This window comes from Nocardia anaemiae NBRC 100462 (assembly GCF_001612725.1).
Taxonomy (GTDB): domain Bacteria; phylum Actinomycetota; class Actinomycetes; order Mycobacteriales; family Mycobacteriaceae; genus Nocardia; species Nocardia anaemiae.
Window position 1 is genome coordinate 8,825 of record NZ_BDAZ01000013.1, and the last position, 20,936, is coordinate 29,760.

Annotated in this window: 1 protein-coding gene (cut by a window edge); it reads left to right on the forward strand. The window is 67.9% G+C overall.

All coding sequences use genetic code 11. The features are described from left to right. Positions 1-20,936, forward strand: part of the annotated coding region (locus tag NA5_RS09320; protein ID WP_245672166.1) for a non-ribosomal peptide synthase/polyketide synthase (this coding region is incomplete at its 3' end). The annotated region continues 12,064 nt past the right edge of the window; 20,936 of its 33,000 annotated nt are in view.

Below are 20,936 nucleotides of genomic sequence, written 5' to 3' on the forward strand. Positions count from 1 at the left end.
GTGCGCGTCCACATCCCGGTGTTCATCGGGGAGCGCTCGTGTGGTGTTCCGGAAGCGAGGTTACGGTTGGACCGGCTGGATTTCGGCGGAAACGGCGAAACTGGTGGCGAACGGGCGCACGCTGCTTCAAGGGAGTCGAGTGAGCCGTTCCCGCTGTCTCCGGCGCAGCTGGGTATCTGGTACGCCCAGCACGTCGACCCGCAGGTGCCGATCAACATCGCGCAGTACGTCGACCTGCACGGCGACCTCGATCTGGAGGTGCTGCGCGAGGCGCTGATCAGCTCCGGGCAGGAGCGTGGCTCCGGCATGCTCTGCATCACCGAGATCGATGGCCAGCCGTATCAGTGGATCGATTACACGATTCCGGACCGGGACAAGGTCTACTACGTCGACTTCCGCGGTGAGGCCGATCCCGAGGCCGCCGCCATGGCGTGGATGCGCGCCGAGTACAGCGCCCCACTGAACCTGCTCGAAGATCGACTGCTGCGCTTCGCGGGCCTGCAGATCGGCGATCACCACTGGTACCTGTACCTGCGCGCGCACCACATCGTGCTGGACGGCTTCGGCGCGGTGACCAACCTGTCCAGGGTGGCCGAGTGGTACACCGCCCTGTTGAACGGGACTGAACCCGCACCGGCCAATGCCGCGCACTTGCGCACGCTCCTCGAGCAGGAGATGGCCTACCGGGAGAGCTCCCGGTTCCAGTCGGACAAGAAGTACTGGGCCGAGCGGGTCGCCGGTGTCGAGGACGGCACCAGCCTGGCGGGCCGGTCCGCGGGTCCGGCGCCGATCAACACCCTCAGCAGTGTGCTGCTCACGGACGAGCAGAACGCGGTGCTCGAAGCGGCTGTGGCGCGCCATGATTCGTCGCCCGCCGGGTTGCTGCTCGCCGCGTTCGCCGGATATCTGGCGCAGTGGACCAGCTCCGAGGACGTGATCCTGAGCCTGCCGGTGACCGCGCGGACCACCGCCGTGATGCGCCGCTCCGGCGGTGTCTCGTCGAATATCGTGCCGCTGCGGCTGCGGATCGGGCACCAGACCACCGTGGCCGATGTGCTCAAGCAGGTTCAGGTCGAGGTGACCGGCGCGCTGCGGCACCAGCGCTACCGGCACGAGGACATCCGCCGCGACGCGGCCGGTGACGGCGTGGTGACCAGGGAGTTCTTCGGGCCCTGGGTCAACATCATGCTGTTCCAGGACAAGATCAGCATGGGCTCGATGGTCGGCACCATGGTGGTGCTGTCCACCGGCAGCATCGAGGATCTCGGCGTCAACTTCTATCAGTCCGAGGGCGGTTCGCGCGCGCGCATCGACTTCGAGACGAACCCGAACCTGTACTCCGAGGCGGAGACGCGGCGTCAGCACGAGCGCTTCCTCGAATTCTTCGACCGCTTCCTGCGGGCCGAGGCGGATGCGCCGGTCTGGGGGCTCGAGCTGACCACGGCGGCGGAGCGCGAGCTGACCGTCGCGGAGTGGAACGACTCCGAACAGGACGTCCCGGAAACCACTTTGTCGGCTCTGCTGGATGCGCAGATCGAGCTGACCCCGGACAATATCGCGCTGGATTTCGAGGGCGCGCAGCTGACCTACGCGGAATTCGCCGCGCGGGTGAACCGTCTGGCCAGGTTCCTGATCGCCGACGGTGTCGGCCCGGAATCCCTTGTCGCACTTGGTATGCGGCGTTCGCTCGAGCTCGTCATCGGCATGCACGCGGTGCTCAAGGCCGGTGGCGCCTATGTGCCGATCGATCCGGATCATCCGGCCGATCGCACCGCCTACATCCTCGACTCCGCGGCACCGGTCTGTGTGTTGACGGTCTCCGGTGACGAACTCGAGCTGCCGGAATCGGTGCGCCGGGTGGAAATCGACACCCTCGACGTATCGGCGTACGACCATGCGCCAGTGGCGGATTCGGAGCGGCTGGCACCGCTGCGTCCGGACAACACCGCCTACGTGATCTACACCTCGGGTTCGACCGGACGCCCGAAAGGTGTTGCGGTAACCCATCATGCGATCGTCAACCAGCAGCTGTGGATGCTCGACGAGTACCGCCTGACCGCCGACGATGTGTACCTGCAGAAGACCGCGACCACCTTCGACGTCTCGCTGTGGGGTTACTTCCTGCCGCTGATGGTCGGCGCGAAACTTGTTGTCGCGACTCCGGACGGGCACCGCGATCCGCTGTATGTCGCCGAGATGATCGAGGGGCACGGCGTCACCGTCACCGACTTCGTGCCGTCCATGCTGACGGTCTTCGTCGCACATGCCACCGCAGCTCAATGTGCCACGCTGCGTGCGGTTTTCGTGATCGGTGAGGCGCTGCCGCCGGAGACCGCCGCGGGTTTCCGCGCGATCACCTCGGCCGGACTGCACAACCTCTACGGCCCCACCGAGGCCGCGGTTTCGGTCACCTACTGGGAGGCCACCGCCGCCGACACCGTCACGGTGCCGATCGGCATTCCGGAGTGGAATGTCCAGGTCTATGTGCTGGATTCGCGGCTACGCCCGGCGGCCGTCGGCGCACCGGGCGAGCTGTATCTAGGTGGGCGTCAGCTGGCGCGTGGTTACCGCGGTCGTCCGGATCTGACCTCGGACCGGTTCGTGGCCAACCCGTTCGGTACCGATGGCGAGCGCATGTACCGCACCGGTGACCTGGTGCGCTGGAATGTCGCGGGCACTCTGGAATACATCGGCCGCACCGACTTCCAGGTGAAATTCCGCGGTCAGCGCATCGAGCTCGGTGAGATCGAGACCGATCTGCTCGCGCATCCGGCGGTCAGCCAGGCGGCGGTGCTGGTAGTCGATACCGCGACCGGTCAGCAGTTGGTCGCCTACGTCGTGCCCGGCCCCGGATACTCGATCGAACCGGCGCAACTCACCCGGTTCGTCGCCGAGAAGCTGCCGAGCTACATGGTGCCCGCGGCGATCATGGTGCTGGACGCGTTCCCGCTCAACACTTCCGGCAAGCTGGATCGAAAGGCCCTGCCGGAGCCGGTATTCAGTGCGGACGCGGCCGAATTCCGCGCTCCGCGCACCCCGGCCGAGCAGATCGTCGCGGCGATCTTCGCCGATGTGCTCAGCCAGGAACGCATCGGCATCGATGACAACTTCTTCGATCTGGGCGGCAACTCGCTGGTCGCCACCCAGGTGGTGGCGCGGATCGGCGCGGCCTTCGGCACCCGCATCGGGGTGCGCGCGCTGTTCGAGACCCCGACCGTGGCCGGTCTGGCCGCACGCGCCGAATCGACCCCGCCTTCTGAGCAGCCGCGTCCGGCACTGGTTGCCAAGCAGCTGCCCGAGCGTGTGCCGCTGTCGCTGGCACAGCAGCGGATGTGGTTCATCAACCAATTCGACTCCACGGTGCCGACCTACAACCTGCCATTCGTGGTGCGGTTGGGCGGTCACGTCGATTTCGACGCGATGCAGGCCGCGCTCACCGATGTGCTGACCCGCCAGGAATCGCTGCGCACCATCTTCCCCAACTCGGGCGACGGCGCCTATCAGCAGGTGCTGCCGATCGAGGAGGTCGACCTCGGGGTCGAGGTGCAGCCGCTCCCCGCGGCCGAATTGGTCGATGTGCTCACCGAATTCGCCTCGGCCGGGTTCGATGTCTCCACCGAGCTGCCCATTCGGGTACGCCTGTACCAGATCATCGGCGCGTCTTCCGATGACACGCCCGAGTACGCGCTCGCCTTCGTCGTGCACCACATCGCCGCGGACGGCTTCTCGTTCGGGCCGCTCGCGCGCGACGTCACCACCGCCTATCTGGCCCGCGCGGCCGGGGAAGCGCCCGCCTGGGCACCCCTGCCGGTGCAATACCGCGACTACACGCTGTGGCAGCGCGAATTGCTCGGCGCCGAAAGCGATCCCGAGTCCATGGCCGCCCGCGAGATCGCCTACTGGCGTGACGCGCTGGCCGGACTGCCGGATCAGCTCGATCTGCCCACCGACCGACAGCGTCCGCCGGTGCAGAGCTTCCGCGGCGCGCAGTTCGGTTTCGATATCGATGCCGAACTGCACACCCGGCTCAGCGCACTGGCCCGCGCCGAGGGCGCGACGCCGTTCATGGTGCTGCACGCCGCGCTGGCACTGCTGCTGGCCCGGCTGTCCGGCACCACCGATATCGCCATCGGCACCCCGATCGCCGGGCGTGGCGAACAGGCCCTCGACGACCTGATCGGCATGTTCGTCAATACGCTGGTGCTGCGCTCCGAGGTCGATCCGGGTCGGTCCTTCACCGAATTCCTCGGCCGCACCAGGGAAGTCGACCTCGCGGCGTTCGCATACAGCGACGTTCCGTTCGAACGTCTCGTCGAGGTGGTCAACCCGACCAGGTCGCAGGCGCGGCATCCGCTGTTCCAGGTGATGCTGTCGTTCCAGGAGATGTCGCACGGCACGCTGGAGCTGCCCGGACTGTCGGTGTCGGCCGCCGAACTCGAAGTCCACATCGCGAAATTCGATCTGCTCTGGACACTGACCGAACAGCGCGGCAACCAGGGGGAGCCCGCGGGCGTCTCGGTTGTCGTCTCCTACGCCACCGACCTGTTCGACGAGGCGACGGTGTCGTCCTTCGCCGATCGGCTGGTGCGGATTCTGCGCGGGGTCACCGCGGATCCGACGGCGATCGTCGGCGATATCGATCTGCTCGACGAGCGCGAGCTCGAGCTGGCACGCGATGGCTGGCACGGCGCGCCGCGCGAGATCGAGGCCGCCGGGACGGTGAGCGACCTGTTCACCCGCCAGGTGGCCGCGACGCCGGATGCGATCGCCGTGGTCGACCGCTCCGTGGACGGCTTCACCCCGGCCGTCGGTGCGTCGCTGACCTACGCGGAGTTCGGGTCTCGGGTACATGCCCTCGCGCGCTGGCTGATCCAGGCGGGCGTCGGTCCGGATGTTCCGGTCGCGCTCGGTATGCGGCGCTCGCTCGAGCTGATGATCGCGATCCACGCGGTGCTCGAGGCCGGTGGCACCTATGTGCCGCTCGATCTCGATCAGCCTGCCGAACGCATCGCCCATGTGCTCGATACCGCGGCACCGGCCTATGTGCTGACCACGTCGCGGGATCGGTTCGCGCCGGAGGGGCTGGCGTCGCTGGTCGTCGACGAGCTCGATCTGTCCGGGGTCTCCGATGCCCCGGTGACCGATGCCGAGCGCATCTCGCCGTTGCGCCCCGAGCATTTGGCGTACGCGATATTCACCTCCGGTTCTACCGGTCGTCCGAAGGGCGTCGGCGTATCGCATGCCGCGCTGGTGCACCAGATGCGCTGGCTCATCAGCGAATTCGGGATCGGCGCCGACGATGTCGCGCTGTACAAGACACCGGCCACCTTCGACGCGTCGGTGTGGGAGCCGTTGGCGCCCTTGCTGACCGGCGGTCGGACCGTGATCGCCACCCACGACGGCTACCGCGACACCCAATATCTGACCGAGGTCATCGCCGCCGAACAGGTCACCGTGACCTCGTTCGTGCCGTCGCTGCTGACCGTATTCGCCGGAACCGTCGACCCGGCGGCACTGGCCTCGGTGCGCATGCTGCTGGTCGGCGGTGAGGCATTCACCGGTGAGGCGGTCGAGGCGTTCCGTAAGCTCGGTCGCCCCGATATCACCCTGATAAACCTTTACGGCCCAACCGAATTCACCGTCAACGCCACCCATGCGGTGGTCGGTGAGGTGGTGCGCGGCGCGGTGCCGATCGGTGCGCCGGTCTGGAACACCCAGGCCTACGTCCTGGACGCGCGGCTGCATCCGGTGCCGCCGGGTGTCGCGGGTGAGCTGTACCTGTCGGGTCCCCAGCTGGCGCGCGGCTATCTCACCCGGCCGGATATGACGGCCGACCGTTTCGTCGCGAACCCCTTCGGCCCCAGCGGTTCTCGCATGTACCGCACCGGCGACCTGGTGACCCGCGATGCCGCCGGACAGATCGTCTACAGCGGTCGCACCGACTTCCAGGTGAAACTGCGCGGCGTCCGGATCGAACTCGGCGAAATCGAATCCGCCTTGCGCGCTCATCCTTCGGTGGCGCAGGCGGTCGCGCTGGTCCGTTCCGACAGCCGCCTCGGCGACCAGTTGGTCGCCTATGTGGTGCCGACCGAGGCCGAGCCGGAGGCCGGATTCGATGCCGTGCTGCGCACGCATCTGGCCGCCATGGTGCCCACCTATATGGTGCCCGCGGCATTCGTGACGCTCGAGGCCATGCCGCTCAATGCGAACGGCAAGCTCGATCGACGTGCCCTGCCCAAGCCGGTCTTCGAGGTGCACACCTTCCGCGCGCCGAGCACGCCCATCGAGGAGATCGTCGCCCAGATCTTCGGTGAGGTGCTCGACCTGCCCCGGGTCGGTGTGGACGACGACTTCTTCGACCTCGGCGGCAACTCGCTGATCGCCACCCAGGTCGCCTCGCGCATCGGCAACGCACTCGATACCCGGGTGCCGGTGCGGATGGTGTTCGAGGCCTCCACCGTGGCCGCGCTGGCGGCTCGGGTGGAATCGCACGCCGGTGCCGGGGCCCGTAGTGCGCTGGTCGCCCGGGAACGGCCCGAGGAGGTGCCGCTCTCGCTCGCACAGCAGCGCATGTGGTTCCTCAACCGCTTCGATACCGCCTCGGCGGTCAACAACATTCCGGTCGCCATCCGGCTCTCCGGCGATCTCGATGTCGCCGCACTGCAGGTCGCGGTCATCGACGTGATCGACCGGCACGAATCGCTGCGCACCGTCTTCCCGGAGACCAAGAACGGTCCGGTTCAGGTCGTGCTCGACGCGGCGCAGATCGTGCCCGACCTGACGCCGTACCGGGTCACCGAGGAGACCCTGGTCGAGCATCTGATCGACCTGGCCTCCATGGCCTTCGATGTCACCGACGAAGTGCCGCTGCACGCGCGGCTTTTCGAGATCAGCGAATCCGAGTTCGTACTCGGCATGGTGGTGCACCACATTTCGGCCGACGGTTGGTCGATGGGGCCGCTGGCGCGCGATGTCATGGTGGCGTACGCGGCACGCACCTCGTGGGAGTCGCCCGCCTGGGCGGCGCTGCCGGTGCAATACGCGGACTACGCGCTGTGGCAGCGCGAGGTGCTCGGCTCCGAGGACGATCCGGAATCGCTGATCTCCAGCCAGATCCGGTACTGGACCGAACAACTCGCCGATCTGCCCGACGAATTGGTGCTGCCGTCGGACCGCCCACGTCCGGCGATCGCCTCCTACCGCGGCGGCACCTACGCGTTCGTGATCTCCGCCGAGACCCAGCGCGCGCTGATAGATCTGGGTCGCAAGCACAATTCGTCGCTGTTCATGGTTATGCACAGCGCGCTCGCCGTGCTGCTGGCGCGGGCCAGTGGTACCAGCGATATCGCCATCGGCACCCCGGCCGCCGGTCGTGGTGAGGCCGCACTGGACGACCTGATCGGCATGTTCGTCAATACGCTGGTATTGCGCACCGATGTCGCGGGCTCGGCGAGTTTCGCGGATCTGCTCGCCCTGGCGCGCGAAACCGACCTGCAGGCGTTCGCGCACGCGGATCTGCCGTTCGAGCGCCTGGTCGAAATCCTCAACCCGGCCCGCTCGCAGGCGCGCAATCCGCTGTTCCAGGTGATGCTGGCGTTCCAGAACGTCAAGCAGGCCAACCTCGAACTGCCCGGACTCTCGGTCAACGGCATCGATTACGACGCGCGGCTGGCCAAATTCGATCTGCAGCTGACCCTGCAGGAGACCCAGGAATCGGGCGAGGCCGCCGGTATGTCGGCCGAAATCTCCTATGCCCTCGATCTTTTCGACGAGGACACAGTGGCGGCCTTCGCGCGGCGCCTCGATCGGATCCTGGCGGCCATCATCGCCGATCCGACCGTGCCGGTCGGCGATATCCAGCTGCTCGATGATGAGGAGACCGCACTCGCGGTGGTCGGCTGGAACGACACCAGGCACGATTTGCTGCCGCGTCGTCAGCCCGGCCGCACCCCGCGTCGTTCCGGTATTCGCCAGGGCGGCGGGCTCACCCTGGTTGGCGAGTTTACCGCGCAGGCCGCGGCCACCCCGGATGCGATCGCGATCGTGGATCCGGCGACCGAAACGTCGCTGACATATGCCGAGTTCAGCGCGCGCGTGCACCGATTGGCGCGGCGGTTGATCGATGCCGGTGTCGGCCCGGAAAAGCTTGTCGCCCTTGGTCTGCGGCGTTCGGTCGACCTCGTGATCGCTGCGTACGCGGTGCAGGAGGCCGGTGGCGGCTATGTGCCGCTGGACCTGGATCAGCCCACCGAGCGAATCAGCTATGTGCTCGAGTCGGCGGCACCGGTCTGCGTGCTGACGACCTCGCGGGACAACTTCGAAAGCGGCGGACTGCCGACGCTTTCCATCGATGAGCTCGATCTCTCCGAGTACTCGGATGCGCCGGTTACCGATGAGCAGCGGATTGCGCCGCTGCGGGCGGAGAACACCGCGTACGTGATCTTCACGTCGGGTTCGACGGGGCGGCCGAAGGGTGTGGCGGTGCCGCACGCTGCCGTCGTCAACCAGATCCGTTGGATCACCGGTGAATACGGCATCGGTGCCGATGACATTGTGCTGTTCAAGACCCCGGCGACGTTCGACGTTTCGGTGTGGGAACTGTTCGGACCGCTGAGCACCGGTGGCCGGATCGTCGTCGCGAGCCCGGATGGTCATCGCGATCCGCAGTACCTCATGGAGGTCATCGCGGCCGAGCGGGTGACGATGACCTCGTTCGTGCCGTCGATGCTGACCGTCTTCGCGGGCAGTGTGGATGCCGCCGGTGGTGCGGCGCTGGATTCGTTGCGCGCATTGCTGGTCGCCGGTGAGGCCTTCACCGGTGACACCGTCGCCGCGATTCGCAGGGTCAGCTCCGCCGAGCTCTACAACCTCTACGGTCCGACCGAATTCGCGGTGCACGCAACGCACGCTCCGGTGGCACAGGGGCTGGTCGGCGCGGTGCCGATCGGTCTGCCGGTCTGGAATGCCCAGGCGTATGTGCTCGATGCCCGTCTGCATCCGGTCGCGCCGGGTGTGGCGGGTGAGCTGTATCTGGCCGGTGCGCAGTTGGCGCGCGGCTACTTCGGCCGTGCCGATCTGACCGCGGATCGCTTCGTTGCCAACCCGTTCGGCGCCGCTGGATCCCGGATGTACCGGACCGGTGACCTCGTCACTCGCAATGCCGACGGTGCGATCGTGTACCTCGGCCGCACCGACTTCCAGGTCAAGCTGCGCGGTCTGCGCATCGAGCTGGGGGAGATCGAAACCGCGCTCACCGCACATGATTCGGTGGCGCAGGCGGTCGCGCTGGTGCGCGCGGACGCGCGGACCGGCGATCAGCTGGTCGCCTATGTGGTACCCGCCAATGGCGGCACGGTCGACCTCGACGAGCTGCGCGCGCACCTGACCGAGCAGCTGCCGTCCTACATGGTTCCCGCCGCGATCGTGGTGCTCGACGCCATGCCGTTGAACCCCAACGGCAAACTGGATCGTCGCGCGCTGCCCGAACCCGTCTTCGAGGCCAAGGAGTTCCGCGCACCGTCGACCCCGATCGAAGAGATCGTCGCCGACATCTTCAGCGATGTGCTCAGCCACGAGCGCATCGGCATCGATGACAACTTCTTCGATCTCGGCGGCAACTCGCTGGTCGCCACCCAGGTGGTGGCGCGACTCGGTGCGGCACTGGATACCCAGGTTCCGGTGCGGCTGCTCTTCGAGGCGCCGACCGTCGCCGCACTCGCCGCGCGCGTGGAGGCCAGCGCCGGGGCCGGTGCCCGCCAGGCGTTGACCGTGCGCCCGCGGCCGGAGTACCCGCCGCTGTCGCTGGCCCAGCAGCGGATGTGGTTCCTCAACCGCTTCGACGCCGATTCGGCCGCCGACAATATTCCGGCGGCGGTGCGCCTGCACGGGCATCTGGATCTGCCCGCGCTGCGCGGCGCCATCGCCGATGTGATCACCCGGCACGAATCGCTGCGCACGATCTACCCGTCCCATGAGGGCGTCGCCTACCAGCAGGTGCTCCCTGCCGCGCAGGCGATTCCGGAGCTGGAGATCGTCCCGGTCGCGGAAAGCGAATTGGGCAGTGCCCTTTACGAATTCATCGGCCGCGGTTTCGATATCACCACCGAATCCGTGGTGCGGATTCGGCTCTACCAGGTCGAGCGTGCGCCGCTGAGCAGCAAGAAGTGGCGCGACAACACGCAGAACCACGTGCTCGCGGTCGTCGTGCATCACATCGCGGCCGACGGCTTCTCGATGCGTCCACTGGTCCGCGATCTGATGTCGGCCTATATCGCGCGCAGTTCGGAATCCGCGCCGGTGTGGCCGCCGCTGGCGGTGCAGTACGTGGATTACGCACTGTGGCAACGCGAAACGCTCGGTTCCGAGGACGATCCGACCTCACTGATCTCCGAACAGCTCGGCTACTGGCGCGAAACCCTGGCCGGACTGCCCGAGGAACTGCGCCTGTCGCCCAAGCCACGGCCGGTCGTCGCGTCGTATCAGGCGCGTACGCACCGATTCCAGCTGCCCGGTGCGCTCGTGGATGCGCTGAACCGGGTCGCGCACGAGCACAACACCACGCTGTTCATGGTGGTGCACAGCGCATTCGCGACCCTGCTCGCGCGGTTGAGCGGTTCGGATGACATCGCCATCGGCATCCCGGTGGCCGGTCGTGGTGAGCAGGTCCTCGACGATCTAGTCGGCATGTTCGTCAACACCTTGGTGCTGCGCACCCAGGTCGATCCGACCCAAGCGTTCACCGATCTGCTCGCCCAGGTTCGCGAACGCGATCTGCAGGCCTTCGCCCACGCCGATGTGCCGTTCGAGCGGCTGGTCGAGGTGCTCAACCCGGCCCGCTCGCAGGCGCGGCATCCGCTGTTCCAAGTGATGCTGTCGTTCCAGAACCTCGGGCGCACCTCGCTGGAACTGCCCGGACTCGCGGTTTCCGAACTCGGTATCGATCCGCCGACCGCCAAGGTCGACCTGCAGCTCACGCTGAGCGAGGGCGCGGAATCGGAGATGGCCGCCGAACTCGTCTATGCCACCGACCTTTTCGACGATCGCTTCGCGAGCGCTTTCGCCGAGCGGTTCGTTCGGGTGTTGCGCGGTATCACCGCGGCACCGGCGATCGTGGTCGGCGATATCGACCTGCTCGACGACGCCGAGCGGGCCCAGGTGCTCGACCGGTGGAACGAGACCGAATTCCCGGTGGACGCGGCGCTGACCTCACCGGTCGGCGATGCGGCCGCCACGTTGGTTTCGCTGTTCGAGGCGCAGGTGCTGCGCACGCCGGACGCGTACGCGGTGAGCTACGAGGGGACAACTCTGTCCTATGCCGAGTTCGCCGCCCGGGTGCACCGTTTGGCGCGCTGGCTCAAGCAGAACGGCGTCGGGCCGGAATCTTATGTGGCCCTTGGCATGCGGCGCTCGATCGAACTGGTCGTCGGCATGTACGCGATCAATGCCGCCGGTGGCGCGTACGTCCCGCTGGATCCGGATCATCCGGCCGAACGCATCGATTACATCCTGGAGACCGCGCGGCCGGTCTGCGTGCTCACCGCGGGCACCGATCTGGAGACCACGGTGTCGCGCCAGGTCCGCATCGATGAACTCGACCTGTCGGAGTTCTCGGATGAACCGCTGACCGACGCGGATCGGCATCGGCCGCTGCGTCCTGGCAACACCGCCTACGTGATCTTCACCTCGGGTTCGACCGGTCGGCCCAAGGGTGTCGCGGTCTCGCACGCCGCGATCGTCAACCGCCTGGTGTGGATGCACGCCGAATACGGTCTGTCCGCCGAAGACGTTGTGCTGCAGAAGACTCCGGCGACCTTCGACGTGTCGGTCTGGGAGTTCTTCTGGCCGTTGCAGGTCGGTGCCCGCCTGGTCGTCGCCAAGCCGGACGGTCACCGCGATCCGGCCTATATGGCGCGGCTGATCGTCGACGAGCGGGTCACCACGGTGCACTTCGTGCCGTCCATGCTCTCGGTATTCGTCGCCGAGGACCGAGCGGCCGAATGCACCAGTCTGCGTAATGTTTTCGCCTCCGGTGAGGCGCTGCCCGCCGTGGCCGCGCAGCGCCTGCGCCAGCTGACCGGCGCGCGGCTGCACAATCTGTACGGCCCGACCGAGGCCGCGGTCGACGTCACCTTCCACGAGGTGACCGATGCCGATATCAGCTCGGTGCCGATCGGTGCGCCGGTGTTCAACACCCAGGTGTATGTGCTGGATTCGCGGTTGCGTCCGGTGCCTGCTGGCGTCCCGGGTGAGCTGTATCTGGCGGGCGCGCAGTTGGCGCACGGCTATGTCGGCCGCCCGGACCTGACCACCGAGCGTTTCGTCGCGAACCCGTTCGGCGACGCCCAGCGCATGTACCGCACCGGTGACCTCGTCATGTGGACGCCGCGCGGTGAACTGGAGTACCTGGGCCGCACCGACTTCCAGGTCAAGCTGCGCGGTCTGCGCATCGAACTCGGCGAGATCGAGTCGGCGCTCACCGCACAGGACGCGGTGGCGCAGGCGGTCGTGCTGGTGCACTCCGATGAGCGGACCGGCGATCAGCTGGTCGCCTACCTGGTCGCGAATCCGGACCGGGCCATCGAAATCGAGACCGTCAAGAACACCCTCGGTGCGCAGTTGCCCGCCTACATGGTGCCCACGGCGTACCTGGTGCTCGACGAGTTCCCGCTCAACGCCTCCGGCAAGCTGGACCGCAAGGCACTGCCCGCACCCACGTTCGCGGCCAAGGTTTTCCGCGCGCCGACCACCCCGGTGGAGGAGATCGTCGCGGGCACCTTCGCGGAAGTGCTCGGTCTGCAGGGCGTCGGCCACGGCGTCGGTCTGGACGACGACTTCTTCGAACTCGGCGGCAACTCGCTGATCGCCACCCAGGTTGCGGCGCGACTCGGCGCGGCGCTGGACACCCACATCCCGGTGCGCGCGCTGTTCGAGGCCTCCAATGTCGCGGCACTGGCCGCGCTGGTGGAATCGGCCGCCGGCGAGGGCGGTCGCGCTCCGCTGACCCCGCAGCCGCGCCCCGAACTGGTCCCGCTCTCGCTGGCCCAGCAGCGGATGTGGTTCCTCAACCGCTTCGACAACCGCACCGCGGTCAACAACATCCCGGTCGCCGTCCGGCTCACCGGCGAGGTCGATATCGTCGCGCTGAACGCCGCCATCGGCGATGTGCTGGCCAGGCACGAGGCGCTGCGCACCATCTACCCCGAGGTCGAAGGCACCGGCTACCAGCATGTGCTGCACACCGACGAGGTGCGCTTCGAGCTGGCGACCGAGGCGATCGCCCCCGGCGCGGTGCCCGCGCGCATCGTCGAGCTGGCGAGTGTGCACTTCGATGTGACCAGCGAGGTGCCGTTCCGGGCGAATCTGCTCAGCATCGATGACCAGAACCATGTCGCGGTGCTGGTCATGCATCACATCAGTGGTGACGGTTTCTCGCTGCGTCCGCTGCTGCGTGACGTGGTGCTGGCCTACACCGAGCGCAGCCGCGGTGAGGTGCCCGCCTGGGCGCCGCTGGATGTCCAGTACGCCGATTACGCGCTGTGGCAGCGCGCGGTGCTCGGCAGCGAGGACGATCCGGAATCCATCGCGGCACAGCAGCTCGCGTACTGGACCGAGCAGCTGGCCGATCTGCCCGATCAGATCGAACTGCCCGCCGACCGCTCGCGGCCCGAGATCGCCTCCAATGCCGGTGGCACCCATGGCTTCTCGATCGATGCCGAATTGCACGCCGCACTGGCCGAACTCGCCCGCGCCCGCGGGGTCACGCTGTTCATGGTCATGCACGCGGCACTGGCGGCCTGGGCGGCCCGGCTGTCCAACAGCACCGATATCGCCATCGGCACCCCGATCGCGGGCCGCGGTGAACGCGCGCTCGACGATCTGGTCGGCATGTTCGTCAATACGCTGGTGCTGCGCAACGAGGTCGAGCCGAGCGCCAAGTTCAGCGATCTGCTTGCGCAGGTGCGCCGCACCGATCTCGCGGCCTTCGCCAATGCCGATGTGCCGTTCGAGCGGCTGGTGGACGTGATCAGCCCGGCTCGTTCCCAGGCGCACCATCCGCTGTTCCAGGTGGCGTTGACATTCGAGGCCGCCTCGGCCGCGGAGATGGGCACCGTGGCGCTGCCGGGTGTCGAGCTGTCGGTGGTCGAATTCGATCCCGGCACAGCCAAATTCGATGTGCAGCTGACCGTCGGCGAGACCGCCGACGGTGCGCTCGGCCTGTCGTGGAACTACGCCACCGAGCTGTTCGATCCGGAGACGGTGGCGTCGTTCGCCGATCGTCTGGTGCGGATTCTGCAGAGTGTGGTCGAGGATCCCGACATCGTCATCGGCGATATCGATCTGCTCGGTGAGGCGGAGCGGCTCAATGTGTCGCAGCGCTGGGTGTCGTCCGGATTCGACAGCCTGGGCCCGGAGGCGGCAGCCCGGGTAACCACGGAGGGCGCCGGGAGCGCCGCGATCCGACACCGCACAGCGCGATTCAACGCACCCGGTACCACGCTGGTCGACCTGTTCGAGCAGGCAGTGGCGGCACATCCGGACAATACGGCGGCCAAATTCGGCATCGAATCGCTGACCTACGCCGAGCTGGATCGGCGCGCGAATGTGTTGGCGCGCAGGCTGATCGCCGACGGCGCCGGTCCCGAATCGCTGGTCGCGGTGATCCTGCCGCGCTCGCTCGATCTGGTGGTCGCGCTGCTCGCGGTGGTGAAGACCGGTGCGGGCTATGTGCCGGTCGATCCGACCTACCCGGCCGACCGCATCGCCTACGTGCTCGCGGATTCGCGCCCGACCAGCGTGATCCTCGATTCCACTGTCCAGGTAACGGTGCCCGACGAGCTGCCGACCGTGGTGCTCGACGGATTCGCGGTGGAGACCGGAAATGTCGAGGACGCCGACGACGCGCCGATCACCGACGCCGACCGTCTCGCGGCGCTCACTCCGGACAATGTCGCGTACGTGATCTACACCTCCGGTTCGACCGGCCGTCCGAAGGGCGTCGCGGTCGCGCACCGGAATGTGGTGCGGCTGTTCGCCAATACCGATCGCGACTTCGGCTTCGGCCCGCGCGATGTGTGGACGCTGTTCCACTCCTATGCCTTCGACTTCTCGGTGTGGGAGCTGTGGGGCCCGCTGCTGTTCGGCGGCACCCTGGTGGTTGTCGACTACTACACCTCGCGCTCGCCCGAACAGTTCCTGGAACTGCTGCGGGTGGAACAGGTCACGGTGCTCAACCAGACGCCGTCCGCGTTCTACCAACTGGCCGAGGCGGACCGCAATGCCGCACCGGACGCCAACCCGCTGGCCTTGCGCTACGTGGTGTTCGGCGGTGAAGCCCTGGAACTGCGTCGGCTCTCGGATTGGGTTGCCCGGCACGGTGACGGCACCGATCGGCGCTCCGCCGCCCCGCTGCTGGTCAATATGTACGGCATCACCGAGACCACGGTGCACGTGTCCTACCGCGCGCTGGACGCCGCGACCATCGCCGCCGCCTCCGGCAGTGTGGTCGGCCGCGCCATCGCTGGTCTGCGCGTGTACGTCCTCGATAATCGGCTGCGACCGGTCCCGGTCGGCGTCGCGGGCGAAATGTATGTCGCCGGACCACAATTGGCCCGCGGCTACCTCGGCCGCCCGGACCTGACCACCACCCGCTTCGTCGCGAATCCGCTCGCCGACGCGGATGCCGCGGGCACCCGCCTGTACCGCTCCGGCGACCTCGCGCGCTGGAACCGCTTCGGCGAACTCGAATACCTCGGTCGCGCCGACGATCAGGTCAAGGTGCGCGGCTTCCGCATCGAACTCGGCGAGATCGAATCCGCCATACTGGCCCAGCCGGGCATTGCCCAGGCCGCGGTCATCGTGCGCGAGGATCAGCCGGGCGATCAGCGGATCGTGGCCTATGTGGTCGCCGAACCGGAGGTGGTCCCGGACCTCGACGTGGTGCGCAGCGGTGCGGCGCAACGACTTCCGTCCTACATGGTGCCCGCGGCGCTGGTGCGGCTCGAGTGGATTCCGCTGACCGTCAACGGCAAGCTGGACCGTCGCGCGCTGCCAGCGCCCGCGGTGCAGGCCAAGGCCTTCCGCGCCCCGGTCACTCCGGTCCAGGAGACCGTCGCCGCGGTTTTCGCCGATGTGCTCGACCTGCCCAGGGTCGGTGTCGACGACGACTTCTTCGACCTCGGCGGCAACTCGCTCATCGCGACCAGGGTGGTATCCCGCATCGGCGCCGCGCTCGGCACCACCGTGCCGGTGCGAGCGCTGTTCGAGGCCTCCACCGTGGAAGCGCTCGCGGCCCGGGTGGAATCGCATGCCGATGGCGCCGCGCGCGCCCGGCTGGTGGCCCGTCCGCGCAAGGCCGATGAACTGGTGCCGCTGTCGTTCGCGCAGCAGCGCATGTGGTTCCTCAACAAGTACGACACCGCATCAGCGGCCTACAACCTGCCGGTCGCCATCCGCTTGACCGGTGCCCTCGATATCGAGGCGCTGCGGTTGGCGGTGGCGGATGTGGTGCGCAGGCACGAATCGCTGCGCACCCGCTACCCGGAGCACGGCGGCACCCCGGTCCAGGTGATCGTGCCCGCCGACGCGATCGCGCTCGATCTGCAGCCGGTCTCGGTCGATCCGGCCGAGCTGACCGCGGTGGTGACCGAATTCGTGATGACCGGATTCGATGTGTCCGAAGAGGTTCCGCTGCGGACGCGGCTCTTCGCCGCCGGTGCCGACGAGCATGTGCTTGTCGTCGTGGTACACCACATCGCGGCCGACGGCTTCTCCATCGGCCCGCTGACCCGCGATGTGATGCTGGCCTACACCGCGCGTGCCCAGGACGCGGCACCCGGCTGGTCGCCGCTGCCGGTGCAGTACGCCGACTTCGCCATCTGGCAGCGCGAGGTCCTCGGCAGCGAGGACGATCCGGATTCGCTGATGGCGCGTCAGGTGGCGCACTGGCAGCGCGCACTCGACGGTGTTCCGGACGAACTGCCGCTGCCCACCGACCGGCCGCGCCCCGCGATCGCCTCGCACCGCGGCGCGACGGTGCAGACCGAACTGCCCGCCGAACTGATCGCGGCGCTGGAAGGTATTGCGCGCCAACGCGGTGCGTCGCTGTTCATGGTCATGCACAGCGCGCTCACGGTGTTGCTGGCCCGGCTGTCGGGCACCGACGATATCGCCGTCGGCTCGCCGATCGCGGGCCGCGGTGAGCAGGCGCTCGACGATCTGGTCGGCATGTTCGTCAATACCCTCGTGCTGCGCACCGGCATCGATCAGTCGGAACCGTTCACGGCGCTGCTGGACCGGGTGCGCTCGAACGACCTGGATGCCTTCGGCAATGCCGACGTGCCGTTCGAGCGGCTGGTGGAACTGCTCGCGCCGGAACGCTCGCAGGCGCGCAACCCGCTGTTCCAGGTGATGCTGGCATTCCAGAATCTGGAGCGCACCGCGCTCGAATTGCCGGGTCTGTCGGTGTCCGCGCTGGACCTCGACGAGAATGTGGCCCGCTTCGACCTGCAGTTCACGCTGTCGGAAACCGGTTCGGCCGGAATGACTTTGGCGCTCACCTACGCCACCGAGCTGTTCGACGAGTCGACCGCCGAGCTGATCACGCAGCGTTGGCGGCGGGTGCTGGAGGCCATTGCCACCGACCCGACCGTCACGGTCGGTGCCATCGATGTGCTGGACGCGCGGGAGCGGGCCGATCTGATCGCCCGCACCGGCGCACCGGCGGTGCCCGCGCGCACCCTGCCCGAGCTGCTGGCCGAGGCCGCCGCGATGGATCCGAAGGCGACCGCCGTGGTGTTCCAGGGGACACGTGTGTCCTATGGTGACCTCGACGAGCGGTCGAACCGGTTGGCGCGCTTGCTCATTGCCGAGGGCATCGGCGCCGAGGATCTGGTCGCCGTCGGCGTGCCGCGGTCCGCGGATTCGGTCTTCGCCGCCTGGGCCGTCGCGAAGACGGGTGCGGCATTCGTGCCCGTCGACCCGAACTATCCGGCTGAGCGCATCGCGCATATGGTCACCGATTCCGGTTCGCCGGTCGGCCTCACGGTCGCGGCGGTCCGCGACGGCCTGCCGGATTCGGTGCGCTGGCTGGTGCTCGACGAGCTCGACCTGGATGGATTCGACGGCGGTCCGATCACCGACGCCGACCGGGTCCGCACGCTGCGTCCGGCGCATCCGGCATATGTCATCTACACCTCGGGCTCCACCGGTGTGCCCAAGGGCGTGGTGGTCACCCATGCCGGTCTCGCGAACTTCAGCGTCGAGCAGATCGTCCGCTACGACCTCGATTCCGGTTCGTGCGCACTGCATTTCGCCTCGCCAAGCTTCGATGCCTCGATCCTGGAACTGCTGCTCGCGGTCGGCGCGGGCGGTGCGCTCGTGGTGACGCCGCCCGGCGTGTACGGCGGTGAGGAGCTGTCCGAGCTGATCCGCACCGAGCGGGTCACGCACGCGTTCATCACACCCGCCGCGCTGGCCACCTTCGATCCGACCGGCCTCGACTCGCTGCGGGTGCTGATCGCCGGTGGTGAGGCGGTTCCGGCGGATCTGGTCGCGAAATGGGCGGTGCCGCTGGAGAACGGGTCCGTCCGCAGCTTCCACAATGGTTACGGTCCGACCGAGACCACCATCATGACCAATATCAGCGACCCGCTGGTGGCCGGTGACACGGTGGTGATCGGTGCGCCGATCCGCGGCATGCAGTCGCTGATCCTGGACGCCCAGCTGCGGCCGGTGCCGGTGGGTGTCGCGGGTGAGCTGTATCTGTCGGGCATCCAGTTGGCGCGCGGCTATCACGCCCGCGCCGGTCTGAGCGCCGAGCGCTTCGTGGCCAATCCGTATGTCGCGGGTGCGCGCATGTACCGCACCGGTGACGTGGTCCGCTGGACCCGCACGGGTGAGGTCGAATATGTGGGCCGCTCCGACTTCCAGGTCAAGGTGCGCGGCTTCCGCATCGAACTCGGTGAGATCGACGCGGCGCTGGCATCGCACGAGAGCGTCGACTTCGCGGTCACCATCGGCCACAAGAGCACCGCGGGCGCGACCTCGCTGGTGTCGTATGTGGTTGCGGCACCGGGCCGTTCGATCGATGTCGCCGAGCTGACCGCGCACGTCGAGGAACGCCTGCCCGCGTACATGGTGCCGTCCTCGGTGATGGTGATCGACCACATCCCGCTGACCCCGGTCGGCAAGCTGGACCGCAAGGCACTGCCGGAGCCGGTCTTCGCCACCGAGGTGGTCTTCCGCGCACCGCGCACGCCGATCGAGCACACCATTGCCGAGGTCTTCGCCGAGGTGCTCGGCGTCGAGCGCGTCGGTGTCGACGACTCGTTCTTCGCCCTCGGCGGCGACAGCATCGTGTCCATCCAGCTGGTTTCGCGGGCCAAGGCACGCGGTGTGGTCTTCAGCCCGCGGCACGTCTTCGAGCAGCGCACCGTCGCCGGACTCGCCGCGGTCGCCGAAACCGCCGATAGCACCGATACCGCCGTGGAGGCGCTGGCCGAGCTGCCCGGTGGCGGCATCGGCACCATGCCGCTGACCCCGGTGGTGCGGTTCATGGCGCAGCGGCACGGCTCGTTCAACCGGTTCAACCAGACCATGGCGCTCGAGCTGCCGGTCGGCATCGATCGCGCGGGTATCGCGAAAACCGTTGCCGCGGTGGTCGACCGCCACGACATGTTGCGGGCGCGGCTGTACCGCGAGGGTGCGGACTGGACCCTCGAAACCGTCGAGCCGGGCACCATCGATGTCGACGCGCTGATCGATCGCACCGAATTCGATGCGAATATCGATGACGCCGGGCTGTTCGAAATCGCTTCCGCCGCATTGGATGCCGCGCTGGATCGACTCGATCCGGCCGCGGGCGTGGTGGTTCGGTTCGTCTGGCTGGAACCCTCGGACGGCAGCCGCGGTGGTCGACTCATCGTGGTCGCGCATCACCTCGTGGTGGACGGTGTTTCCTGGCGCATCCTGGTGCCGGACTTCGTCGCCGCCTGGGGCCAGCTCACCGCGGGTCAGGAACCGCAGCTGGTCGCGCCCGCGACCTCGATGCGGGCCTGGGCGGACGCGCTGCGCCGCGAGGCCGAAAGTGCCGAGCGGGTGGCCGAACTGGACTACTGGCGTTCGGTGGTCGGCACCGCGGATCCGCTGCTGACCGAGCGTGCGCTGGATCCGACCGTGGATACCTCGGGCGCCATCGAGAAGCTGCAGGTCGAGGTGTCCGCGGAGGTCACCAAGGCGCTGCTGACCACCGTGCCCGCGCTGTTCCACGGCGGCGTCAACGACGGTCTGCTCACCGCGCTCGCGCTGGCGACCGCGAAGTGGCGTGCGGGCCGCACCACCGCCCGTCCCGACGATGCGCTGCTGATCCGCCTGGAGGGCCACGGCCGCGAAGAGGGCATCGTGCCCGGCGCGGATCTCTCCCGCACGGTCGGCTGGTTCACCGCGATCTTCCCGGTCCGCTTCGACCTGTCCGGTATCGATATCGATGCCGCGCTGGCCGGTGGTCCCGCGCTCGGCAAGGCCGTCAAGGCGGTCAAGGAGCAGCTGCTCGCGGTGCCGGACAAGGGCATCGGTTACGGCCTGCTGCGCTACATGAACGAAGCGACCGCATCGGAACTGCCCGTGGAACAGCCGGGTCAGGTGAGCTTCAACTACCTGGGCCGGGTCTCCGAGGGCGATGTGCCCGAGGCGCTGCGCGGCTTCGGCTGGATTCCGGCCGCCGAACTCGGTGCGCTCGGCGGCGCCTACGACGCGGATATGCCCGCGATGGCGCCGCTGGATATCAATGCCATCGTGGTCGGCGACAAGCTGACCGCCAATATCGGCTACCCGAGCACCCTGCTCGATGCCGCGCAGGTCCGCGAATTCGGCGAACTGTGGACCACCGCACTGGAAGCGGTTGCCCGGCACGCCAATTCGAACGGCGCGGGCGGGCACAC